General features: G+C 59.4%; 10 protein-coding genes. 8 read left to right on the top strand and 2 right to left on the bottom strand.

All coding sequences use genetic code 11. The features are described from left to right. Positions 1-486: 486 nt before the first annotated feature. Together NZK35_RS19915 and NZK35_RS19910 are read left to right on the top strand one after the other, a co-directional pair. Positions 487-852, top strand: a complete 366-nt coding sequence (locus tag NZK35_RS19915; protein ID WP_259634278.1) for a DUF2200 domain-containing protein — start codon at positions 487-489, stop codon at positions 850-852. A 151-nt stretch (positions 853-1003) separates the two neighbouring features. Then, the gene (locus NZK35_RS19910; RefSeq protein ID WP_259634277.1) at positions 1004-1864 is read left to right on the top strand and encodes a DUF4349 domain-containing protein; all 861 of its coding nucleotides are present in this window, start codon (positions 1004-1006) and stop codon (positions 1862-1864) included. A 181-nt stretch (positions 1865-2045) separates the two neighbouring features. Here NZK35_RS19910 and NZK35_RS19905 read toward each other — a convergent pair whose 3' ends face one another. Further along, positions 2046-2285 carry a hypothetical protein gene (locus NZK35_RS19905; protein WP_095741666.1) on the bottom strand — a complete coding sequence of 80 codons (240 nt, stop codon included), beginning with the start codon at positions 2283-2285 and terminating at the stop codon, positions 2046-2048. 381 nt (positions 2286-2666) lie between these two features. Between NZK35_RS19905 and NZK35_RS19900 the strand changes: the two genes are divergently transcribed. Next, complete coding sequence (locus NZK35_RS19900) at positions 2667-3083, top strand: OsmC family protein (RefSeq protein ID WP_259634276.1); 417 nt, start codon at positions 2667-2669, stop codon at positions 3081-3083. Between the two features lie 18 nt (positions 3084-3101). Here the strand turns inward: NZK35_RS19900 and purM are convergent, their stop codons facing one another. Next, on the bottom strand, positions 3102-4169 hold the full coding sequence (gene purM / locus NZK35_RS19895; protein WP_259634275.1) for a phosphoribosylformylglycinamidine cyclo-ligase: 1068 nt from the start codon (positions 4167-4169) through the stop codon (positions 3102-3104). Between the two features lie 494 nt (positions 4170-4663). On the opposite strand from purM, the gene glgX reads away from it, so the two are divergent. From glgX to NZK35_RS19870, 5 genes are all read left to right on the top strand, one after another. Next, positions 4664-6766, top strand: coding sequence for a glycogen debranching protein GlgX (gene glgX / locus NZK35_RS19890; protein WP_259634274.1), 2103 nt, complete (start codon positions 4664-4666; stop codon positions 6764-6766). Positions 6767-6871: 105 nt separating this feature from the next. Then, positions 6872-7447 carry a dCTP deaminase gene (gene dcd, locus NZK35_RS19885; protein WP_095741672.1) on the top strand — a complete coding sequence of 192 codons (576 nt, stop codon included), beginning with the start codon at positions 6872-6874 and terminating at the stop codon, positions 7445-7447. 4 nt (positions 7448-7451) lie between these two features. Continuing rightward, on the top strand, positions 7452-8039 hold the full coding sequence (locus tag NZK35_RS19880) for a DUF2141 domain-containing protein (RefSeq protein ID WP_259634273.1): 588 nt from the start codon (positions 7452-7454) through the stop codon (positions 8037-8039). A 3-nt stretch (positions 8040-8042) separates the two neighbouring features. Next, on the top strand, positions 8043-9572 hold the full coding sequence (locus tag NZK35_RS19875) for an ABC transporter permease (protein ID WP_259634272.1): 1530 nt from the start codon (positions 8043-8045) through the stop codon (positions 9570-9572). Positions 9573-9648: 76 nt separating this feature from the next. Continuing rightward, positions 9649-10770, top strand: coding sequence for a DUF1570 domain-containing protein (locus NZK35_RS19870; protein WP_407699809.1), 1122 nt, complete (start codon positions 9649-9651; stop codon positions 10768-10770). The last annotated feature ends 142 nt before the right edge of the window (positions 10771-10912 follow it).

The following is a 10912-nucleotide window of genomic DNA, read 5'->3' as shown; positions in this document are numbered from 1 at the left end:
TCTATTGTACGGCAGGTGAACCATTCGGTCGATTCACCCGAGATCTAGCCGACGATCAATGCCACCAAGTTTTGCACTGAAGGAATTAGCGGGACGGCGCGAGCGGTCTGTCGATTTTGTGAGCCGTGACGCGTAAGCAGCCGGGCAGTCCGACGCCCGCCCGAGGCCTTACGGCCAGCGGCTCACCATTGACTCAGCAGATTCCGACTCAATCGACAGCCCGCGAGCCCTCCGGTGTTGTGGCAGAGAGGAAGAACCGGAGGGCTCGCGCCCTGCCGCTAAAACCTCAAGCAATCGAGTTCGGGATTCCGGTGGTGCGCCAAGGCGACCACCGGCTACTTGCTGCAACCCCTCTCGGGGTCAAACCTGCTCCGCAAGCGGATTGAGTCCGCGAGATCCAGAGACCTACCTGAACTTGACCGATGTACTGCGAGGCACGGAATAATGCCTCAGCGTCCCACCACTTCGATGGAATAACTGAACAACATGAACCGCGCTAATAACCCCGATGAACGCATCGCAACCATGACGTTTGCGTCCGTGTATCCGCACTACCTTGCAAAGGTTGAGAAGAAAGGCCGGACCAAAGAAGAGCTGCATCAAGTGATCAAATGGTTGACGGGTTTCAGCGAAAAGACGCTGCAGAAACACATCAGCGGCGAATCAACGTTCCAGCAATTCTTTCAGGCCGCGAAGGTCAACAAGAACGCGGATCTGATCACGGGCGTCATCTGCGGCCATCGGGTGGAAGAGATTGAGAATCCGTTGACACAGCGGGTCCGGTACATGGACAAGTTGGTCGACGAGTTGGCGAAGGGTCGAAAGATGGAAAAAATCTTGCGGACGGAATGAAAATCCCTCGCCTGCCGTGTTTGCGAAAGTCCGGCGAGTCGATCCGCCTATCGACGAACCTTCGGTTTTCTCAAATAACGAAAATCCGGATGGGTTCCACGCTCGTCTGATCGGTAGTGCAAGATTTTACGGCGCCTCCGAGGACGAAAACGTGATCATTCAAGCGGAATCAAAACACCTGGTGGCGGCCCTGGCCGTCTGCTTGCCGCTGTTGGGGTGTGGACAGCAGGCCGACAGCGTGGACTTTGACAGTGTGCTCGAGCATGCCGAATCGCCCACGGCGGATGAAACCCAGCCTGTCACGCTGGTTGCCGGGGCCGAAGCGGTCGAGCGAACGGTGTCCAACCGAAAGATCATCTACACCGCCGACGTCGAATTGGTCGTCGACGATTTCGCCGTTTTCGAACGACAAATCTCCGGTGTGATCAGCAGCCACGGCGGCTATGCCGCCGAGCGGAGCAGCGATCGCCGGCACGGCGACCATCGCGGCGGGACTTGGGTGATTCGCGTTCCCGTGGCCAACTACGACGCCTTCCTCTCCGGATTGGACTCGATCGGTTTTGCGAGATCCCGCAGCGAGACGTCCGACGATGTCACCGAGGCCTACGTCGATTTAGAAGCGCGTATCAGCAACAAACAGAAACTGGAAGAACGCATCCTCGCGATGCTTGAGCAACGCCCCGGCAAGCTCACCGATTTGATGGAAATTGAACGGGAACTTTCACGCGTCCGCGAAGAGATCGAACGCATGGAAGGTCGGATGCGTGTGTTGAAGGACCAAACGTCGCTGGCCACGGTGACCCTGCGGGTGGTCGAAGAAGCGACCTACCAACCGCCGGCAGCACCGACGTTCAGCGACCGAATCGCGGCGGCTTGGGGCGGTTCGATTCGATCGATCGGCCAAATCGCGACCGGATTGGTGATCGTCGCCGTCGCCGTGATCCCCTGGGCCGTCATGCTGGTGCCGATCGCGTTGCTGGCGTACCGGTTTCGCTTGAAAATAGCTCAATAGACCGAACGGCTCGCGCGGAATGCCATCTACTTTAGACGCCAAGCGGGGTGTCTATTGTTAGCGGTAGGGCGCGAGCCCTCCGGTCTTGCACGGTGTTTTTGAAGCGCGACCGGACGGCTCGCGCCGTTCCGCTAACAAAAAGCGGAAGACGTTTGCGAAAGCGGCTGACGCAGATCAGGTCTCAGGCGATTTCCACGCAGTTACAAACCTGCCCGAGCACGCCGGCTTGGCGGATCGCCGGCACCAGGGCTTGCTTGAGTGCCACCGACGGCAGGTGACCGCGAAGCACGATGCGGGACCCCTCCATCGAAATCTTGAGGTCTGCGAGATGGTTGCAGAGCTCGTGGTGGGCACACAGGACCGAGTCGATTCGCTGAATCAGGTTCGTGACTCGCGAATCAGAAAATTGTGTAGTAGCCATCGGGCTATCTCCCAAGCGGCAGAAGTGGTTTTCAGCTAAGGGAACAAGCGAACTTCGGCCGCAGAAGTGACAAACAAAAATGCAAATTTTGCTGGGACGCAGAAATATCAGGCGGCAACGCCTACGTCGACCCGAATCGGAGTCAAGTTTTCGGATTCAGTCAAAACGCGTAATGTTGCTCCATCTACCGCAATCGTCTCTTAACGCTAATCAGACGCTCGAAAAAACGTTTTGTTTTCTGAAAATTTTCCAAAATCTCATACCTTTCGGACCGGTTGAACGCTCTCCCCGGATCCCCCCCGCCGATCTGTTCGACTATCAATGGGGCGCCGCCGAGTTCGGCGAGCACGATTCAGTTTAGCGCGACGAGGAGTAGCAAACATGGCTGTCGAGATTCACGGGGTGTACACCGGCCAGCTCGGGTGCACCGCCACCCACGGTCCGAGCGGCAAAACACTGACCACCGATGCGCCGCTGGACAACGGCGGCAAGGGGGAATCGTTCTCTCCCACGGATCTGGTCGCCACCGCCCTGGGAAGCTGTGTGTTGACCATTTTGGGACTCGTTGCCGAGCGTCACGAATTGGACCTCACCGGGGCAGAGGTCACGGTGACCAAAGAGATGATCCAGCAACCGGTGCGGCGCATCGGGGGTCTACGGACGGTCGTGACATTGCCCGCCGGCTCGGTCACCGGCGCCGCGATGCGAACCCGACTGGAGACGGCCGCGAGGAAGTGTCCGGTTCACCAAAGCATTCATCCCGACATCGAAGCGCCGATCGAGTTCGTTTACCGCTAGACGTCACGTCCGGTCGATTCAATCGACAGACCGGTAGCGGACCTTGCCGGTTCCGAAGGTGATCCGTCCGATCGGTGTGGCCGCAATCCCCAACTCGTTCAGCTGGGATTGGATGCTGGCGGCATAGAAATCGCTGACGATCATGGCCATGCCGATACCCATGTTGAAAACACGTCGCATCTCGGCATCGGCCACCTTGCCGGTTTCCTGCAGAAAGCGGAACACCGCCGGGCGTTCCCAAGCGGTGGGATCGATCTCGGCGTCGACGCCGGGGGGCAGGATTCGGTCCAGATTCTCTTCGATACCGCCCCCGGTGATGTGGGCCAAGCCGTGAATGACTTGTTTGACGCGATAGTGGTTTTGGATCGCGCGAACGGCGGCGACGTAGATCTGAGTCGGCGTCAGGCATTCCTGGGCGATCGTCTTGCCGCCCAGGGCGTCGGGGGTGGAGTCCCAGGTCAGGCCGGCATCGGCGATAATTTTTCGGACCAGCGAGAAGCCATTGCTGTGCAGCCCGCTGGACGCGATGCCCAGCACGACATCGCCCTCGCCGATTTGTTTGCCGTCGATCAGGCGTTTTCGCTCGACGACTCCGACGGCAAAGCCGGCCAGGTCATAGTCGTCATCGCCGTACATGTCTGGCATGATCGCGGTTTCGCCGCCCAGCAGGGCCATGTCGCCGGCGACACAGCCGTCGCTGATCCCCTGCACGATCTTTTCCAGCCGCGCCGGGTCGTCTTTGCCCATCGCGACATAATCGAGAAAGAACAGCGGTTCGGCGCCGGTGCAGAGCAGGTCATTGACGCACATCGCCACCAGGTCGATTCCGACGGTGTGGTGGATGCCCGTGGTCTGGGCGATCTTCAGTTTGGTCCCGACGCCGTCGGTGCCGCTGACCAGAACGGGTTGTTCGTAATTGCGGGCGAACAACTTGCCGGCGAAATCGAGTTGAAACAGCCCGGCAAACCCTCCATCGCTGGCCAGCACACGCGGCGAAAAGGTGCGGTGCATCAGTTTGGGTAAACGCCGCATTGATTCGGCGTACACGTCGAGGTCGACGCCGGCGTCCTTGTAAGTCGCAGCCATGGAGGGGGGTCAGCAGTCAAGATTGAAGTGGAAGTCTGGTCAGCAATCGCCAGTTTGACATCCTCACCCCGGCTCTGGTAGCCGTCTGGCAATCAGAACGCCGTTATCCCCGGTGTAGTGCGCTGCGATGATCCACCCACTCCTGCGGGCGGCCGCCGACCGTCAAGGAGGCCGCCAAATACGCCGAAAAACGGTAAACTGTGCCGGTTGACTAAGAGATGTCGGGTTCCAAACCCGGCTGATAGTCCCGACCGTCACCGTTTCACCAACTGTTTCCTGAGGTTTCTTCGGCAATCCATCGCTAGGCGTCATCGCGTGATCGACTGCCTGCCTGTTTTCCAATCTCCTACCCGAGGGTTTCTGATCTCGGGTCCGTAGGTGGTAGGGTTTCTGGCAAGCATTGTGCAGGCACGTGATGCAGGCGCATTGGAGATGGCACATGGTGTGTCACCCCACAGACGCGTTTAGAAAGGATTGCAGGAGACACTCACAACATGCTTATGCGACAACCGACCGGAAACCTTCAGTTCACCTACCAACCGCCGTTCGGTGCAACGTTGCAGGAGAACGGCATCCAGTTTTCGGTTTTCAGCCGCTCGGCAACCGCAATGCGTTTGCTGCTGTACAACAAGGTCACCGACCAGGAACCGGCCGACATCATCGAGTTTGATCGCGAGACCGATCGCTGGGGTGATGTCTGGAGCCTGAACGTCAAGGGGCTCGAAGCGGGCCAGCTGTATCACTACCAAGCCAGCGGACCGTGGGATCCTGCCAAGGGGCAACGATTCGACTCGGCCGCCCGCTTGATCGATCCCTACGCCCAAGCGCTCGCGGGAACGTTTGGAAAAAGCACCGACGGTGTCGTTCGCCCCCCCAAGTGCGTCGTCGTCAAGGACGACTTTGACTGGGAAGGCGACCGACACCTGCGGCGTGAGCTGAGCGAATCGGTGATCTACGAGATGCACGTTCGTGGATTCACCAAAAGCCGCACCGCGAAAATCAAGTGCCCGGGGACCTACCTCGGTGTGATCGAAAAGATCCCTTATCTGCAGTCGCTGGGGGTGACCGCCGTCGAATTGATGCCGGTCAACGAATTCCCGATCTTGGACATTTACGGCAACCCGCCGCAACGCCCCAATTACTGGGGTTATGACCCGATGGCGTTCTTCTCTCCGCACCGCGGATACGCCCACGACAAACGGCCCGGCGCCCAGGTCAACGAATTCAAGCAGATGGTCAAGGCGCTGCACGCGGCCGGGATCGAAGTGATCTTGGATGTCGTGTTCAATCACACCTGCGAAGGCAACGAGCAGGGCCCCACGTTGTCGTTCAAGGGACTGGAGAACCAAGTCTATTACATCCTCAGCGAAGGGACGCACTACACCAACTACAGCGGCTGTGGAAACACGCTCAACGGCAACCATCCGGTCGTCCGCGAAATGATTTTCCACTGCTTGCGGCATTGGGTGCACAACTACCACGTCGACGGTTTTCGATTCGACTTGGCCAGCATTTTGTCACGCGACCGCAGCGGCAACCTGGTCCCCAACCCGCCGATGGTGGAACTGATCGCCGAAGACCCGTTGTTGGCCGACACCAAGATCATCGCCGAAGCCTGGGATGCGGCCGGTGCGTATCAGGTCGGTTCGTTCGGCAATCACCGCTGGGCGGAATGGAACGGCCGCTACCGCGACGACGTTCGCGGTTTTTGGCGTGGCGATGGCGGAACGTTGGGCGCGTTGGCGACCCGCTTGGCCGGCAGCAGCGACTTGTACGAGCACGCCGGACGGCCTCCGTTTTGCAGCATCAACTTCATCACCAGCCACGACGGTTTCACGCTCAACGATCTGGTCAGCTACAAAGAAAAGCACAATGCGGCCAACGGCGAAGACAATCGCGACGGTGACAACCACAACATCAGCGACAACTACGGAGTCGAAGGCCCGACGCGTCGAAAAGGCGTCAACACCATTCGGGCGCGACAAGTCCGCAACATGTTCGCCACGCTGCTGTTGTCACAAGGGGTCCCGATGATCGTCAGCGGTGACGAAGTCCGACGCACCGCCCGTGGCAACAACAACGCCTATTGCCAGGACAACGACCTGAGTTGGTTCGATTGGCGGTTGGTCGAGAAAAACAAGGATCTGCTGCGATTCGTTCAGACGCTGATTCATTTCCGACGCCAACAACCGACCGTCCGGCGAATCCACTTCTTGACCGGCCAACCCGTCGATGGCCGGCTGATCCGTGACGTCTCGTGGTACGCCGATGACGGCAGCCCCTTGGACTGGGGACAACACCATCTGAGCATGGTGGCCTACATCGCCGCCCCGAGTCGCTCGGAAGATCCCGCCGGACTCGGCCGCGACCTGGTGATGATGTTCAACAGCACCGGGGACGAGCGCACCCAGCAATTGCCGGCGATCGGGCGTGGCATGAAGTGGAACCTGTTCCTGGACACCGCCGCGGATTCCCCCGGAGACATCTATCCCGATTTGAATGGGCCGATGCCGCCCAGCAATCGGGCCGTCGAAATGCCTTGCCATTCGCTGAAAGTCTTCGTCAGCGGTAAAGTCTCCGCCAAGCGACGAAAATAGTGGCCGCTCGCTCGACGTCACTGAGATTTGTTACACTCTGGATAGCCCGATCTCGGCATCGTTTGCCGGCTCGGGTTTTTCCATTTGGATCGATTCGGAACGGCGATGCTTCTATCGAGCGACGAGATTCACCGGCGGCTGAAAAATGACGAAATCAAAATCGAACCGTTTGATGCCGCTCGGCTGAACCCGAACGGATACAACCTGGCGCTGCACGACGAGTTGTTGGTGTACGAGGAAATCGTGCTCGACGTCGCGACACCCAATCGCTATCGCCGGTTGGAAATTCCCGCCGAAGGGCTGACGTTGCAACCCAACGTCTTGTACCTCGGCCGAACCGTCGAATACACCGAAACGCGAGGTCTGGTGCCGCTGATCCAGGGTCGCAGTTCACTGGGCCGGCTGGGGTTGTTCATCAATCCCGGAGGGTCGATCGGCGACGTCGGTTATTGTGGCACCTGGACCTTGGAAATGTATTGCGTGCAACCGGTCAGAATCGTTCCGGGAATGCAGATCTGCCAAATCTACTATCAGCAGCTCCGCGGTGACGGCGCCGCGTATTGCAGCGACAAGTACCAGCACAGCCGCGACATTCAGCCCAGTTTGATGTACCGTGAGTTCGGCGGAGCCGTCGACGAAACTCAGTTGGAACTCAACTTCGGTGACTCACCCGGCCGTTGATCGCATGCCCGTTCAGAATGACAAACTCCCGTTTCGCTCCCCGAACGAGAAAGGCCGCTACCGCCGCGCCTGGAAAGAAAGCCACGGAAACCTGTTGCTGGCGTTTGCAGGCGTCATCTTCTTGATCGGGTTGGCGATGATTTGGGCCAGCCCGCCAGACACGTCCGAGTTTGACGTCGATCTGGGCGCCGTGGCCAACACCGATCAGGTCCCATCGCTGCCGCCCAACGTGATCCTGATTCGCGTCGCCACCAGCCAGCTCGATTCCACCGGCCCGATTCGGATCGCGGTTTACGATTCCGCGGAGAATTTTGGCAATCCCGATCGGGCGATCATCAAGGACTCCCTGGTTCCGATCGATGGATTTGTGGTTTGGGAAATCCAACTCAGCATCTTGCCGGAACAATTCGCGATCGCGGCCTACCATGATTTGGACGACAACGGCGAACTGAACCGGGCGTTGTTCAATGCCCCGGTGGAACCCTACGGATTTTCCAACAACGCGCGCAGTCTGGTCGGGCCGCCGACCTACGAGCAAACCATCATGGAACGCCCGAGCGAGTCGACGGCCATCGAAATCCGCGTGTACTGATTCATGCATTGGATCCGTCCACTCCTGTTGACGTTGCAGCTGATGGGGCTCAGCGTTCTGGTCGCTGCGGGGATCGGGATCACGCTGGCGTTTTTGATTTCGTTGGTCCCACGCCATCGTCGCGTCGGCCGGGCGGTCGTCGGGTATTGTCTGATCAGCCTGGTCGCCTGCATCGCCACCCCGATGATTCTGCATGCGGCCGCGTGGGAGGCGACGGCGGGCAAATTCGGCTGGCTGACGTTTTCCCAAACCGCCTCGCGCACCTACACCGGGCTGGCCGGCCGCTACGGCGGACTGGTCGCCTGCGTTTGGATCCACGGACTGTCGGGGGCCGCCCTGGTGTCGCTGGCGACCTGGTTCGGCACGTCGCGAATCCCACCCCAGGTGATCGATCAAAGTCGACTTGATGGCGGACCGATCTGGACCTGGTGGCGGATCCGGTTGCCGATCGCCGCCCCCTGGGTGGTGACGGGGCTGCTGGCGACGGCGATCCTGGCCGCCACCGAAATGACGGTCGTCGACCTGTATGGCGTGCGGACCCTCGCCGACGAGTTCTATCTGTTTCATGCCGTGCAACCCTCGATCACGTCCATCATGATCGTCCTGGTGCTGCCCTGTGTGCTCGCGATCGGGATCATCGCCACCGTCGCCGTTTCCCGCCGACGCCGATTGGACGTACAACTGCTGGAACAAAATCGCTCCGCCGACGATGCGACCGAACCGTTGGGCATGATCGCCCACCTCGCCGCGTCGGCTGCGGTGGTTCTGGCGACGATGATGTTCGCATTTCCGCTGGGCGGTTTGCTGGTCAAAATCGGCCATCAGATCACCGTATCAGCGGATCCCGAACCGACGTTCTCGGTCGGCTGGTCACTGCGGCAGGCGATCGGGTTGCTGGCCTCGGCGCCCCAAGAATTCTCCCGCGAATACTTTTGGACCGCGGTCCTGGCGACGCTGACCGCCGCGGTGTGCGTCCCGCTGGCTTGGGTGATCGCGTCGACTACGCGGCAACGCCCCCGACTCCGCCGAACCGTCGATCTCGTTTCACTGCTGCTGTTTCTGATTCCCGGTCCGGTCGTCGGCTTGACGGTGGTGCGGTTCTTCACATTGTCCATGCCGGGTCTGCAAACCCTCTACCACCAAACATTGCTGCCGACCGTGGTGGCCCTATTGGCCCGCGCCGTGCCGGTCGCGTACTGGATCCTGCGAGCGGGATATGCGGGGATCGATCGATCGATCCTGGACAGCGCGAAACTCGACTTGGCCTGGATCGGCCGCGTTTGGTCGATCGAGCGACCACTTTTGGCCAAACCGCTGGCCATCGCGGCGGTCGCCACAGCCGTGATGGCCAGCGGTGATGTCCCGGCGACGCTCCCCGTCTTGCCACCAGGTGTCGTGACCGTGGGCACGCGATTGTTCGCTTTACTGCATAGCGGTGCACGCAATCAGGAAGCCGCATTGGCGTTTTGGTACGTCGGTTCGATCATCGTCTTGGCAATCGTTTGTTCGAGACGTTGGAAGCGATCTGCGTGATAACGTACACTGGAACAGACTGAAGTGGCCCCTTCCCACGTGCCCCCCGACGGATCCCCATTCCAAGGATGCTCGATTGAAGTTGATCAACGCCGACACGATTGCGATTCGATTTTTTCTTCTCTGCTTCACCAGCCTGACCGTTGTGGCGACGCCGGCCATCGGTGTGGAAACCGTCACCTTTCGATCGGACAAAACGGATCTGGTCAACGGTGCGCCGATGCCGACACGCACCGTCGTCGGCGAAATCCTGGTCGAGGCACAGGACGGGGGTTTGATGCTGCAAAGTGACGACGGTCGGATCTGGATGATCCAGCCCGACCAAATCATCAAACGCGATTCCGACGACGAGCCGCTGCAGCCGCTCACCCCCGACCAGATGGCCGAGCGGATGCGACAGGAATTGCCAAGCGGCTTTTCCATCTATCAAACCGCCCACTATGTGATCGCCCACAACACTTCCGATGCCTATGTCAAACAGGTCGGCTTGCTGTTTGAGCAACTCTACAAAGGTTTCTACACGTTCTGGAAAAATCAGCGTTGGCGACTCCCCGAGCCGAAGTTCCCGCTCGTCGCCCTGGTGATGGCCGACCGCAATGACTTTTTGAAACACGCCGGAGCGGAAGTCGGGGACACGGCCCAATTGGTCATCGGTTACTACCATCTGTCCAGCAACCGGATGACGACGTTCAACATGCCCAACCTGGAACGCAACGTCGCGACGATCATTCACGAAGCCACGCATCAGCTGGCCTACAATTGCGGACTGCAACGACGATTCGCCGACAACCCGATGTGGATCAGCGAAGGGCTGGCGATGTTTTTTGAATCACCTGATTTTAAAAGTGCCTCGCGTTGGCGCGGGATCGGTCGCGTCAACCAGGTGAATCTGAAACGATGGCGAGACTACTTGCCGGTGCGGCCGCCCAACTCACTGGTCACCTTGCTCTCCGACGACGATCGGTTTCGCAACTCGGATACCGCCACCGATGCCTACGCCGAAAGTTGGGCATTGACCTATTTCTTGCTCAAGACGCGGCGGGAAGAGTACGTGGAGTACTTGAAGAAATTGAGCAGCGGCAAACCGATGGCCGAATTGACCGGCCGCGAGCGGATCGAAATATTCGAAGAAACCTTTGACGCCTCGGTCGCCGAAATCGACAAGTCCCTCGTCAGCTACATGCGCCGCGTCCGCTAGTGGTCGGTCAACGTTTGACCGCAGAAAAAGGGGCGCAGGCCCGTGGGGCACGGGCTTCAGTCAAACGGTATTCAGCCACCATTGGTGTTTAGCCTTTAGGCCAATCCCGCTAAGTTAAGCTCGACGGGGAGGCCCGGACGCT

Source organism: Stieleria sedimenti (assembly GCF_025060895.1).
GTDB classification, from domain to species: Bacteria; Planctomycetota; Planctomycetia; order Pirellulales; family Pirellulaceae; genus Stieleria; species Stieleria sedimenti.
This window is presented reverse-complemented; position numbering and strand designations above follow the sequence as displayed.

Excerpts from the sequence above, each read along its gene's own strand:
- NZK35_RS19915 (WP_259634278.1), top strand. The coding sequence starts at position 487 with ATGAACCGCGCTAATAACCCCGATGAACGCATCGCAACCATGACGTTT.
- NZK35_RS19905 (WP_095741666.1), bottom strand. The coding sequence starts at position 2,285 with ATGGCTACTACACAATTTTCTGATTCGCGAGTCACGAACCTGATTCAG.
- NZK35_RS19900 (WP_259634276.1), top strand. The coding sequence starts at position 2,667 with ATGGCTGTCGAGATTCACGGGGTGTACACCGGCCAGCTCGGGTGCACC.
- purM (WP_259634275.1), bottom strand. The coding sequence starts at position 4,169 with ATGGCTGCGACTTACAAGGACGCCGGCGTCGACCTCGACGTGTACGCC.
- glgX (WP_259634274.1), top strand. The coding sequence starts at position 4,664 with ATGCTTATGCGACAACCGACCGGAAACCTTCAGTTCACCTACCAACCG.
- dcd (WP_095741672.1), top strand. The coding sequence starts at position 6,872 with ATGCTTCTATCGAGCGACGAGATTCACCGGCGGCTGAAAAATGACGAA.
- NZK35_RS19880 (WP_259634273.1), top strand. The coding sequence starts at position 7,452 with ATGCCCGTTCAGAATGACAAACTCCCGTTTCGCTCCCCGAACGAGAAA.
- NZK35_RS19875 (WP_259634272.1), top strand. The coding sequence starts at position 8,043 with ATGCATTGGATCCGTCCACTCCTGTTGACGTTGCAGCTGATGGGGCTC.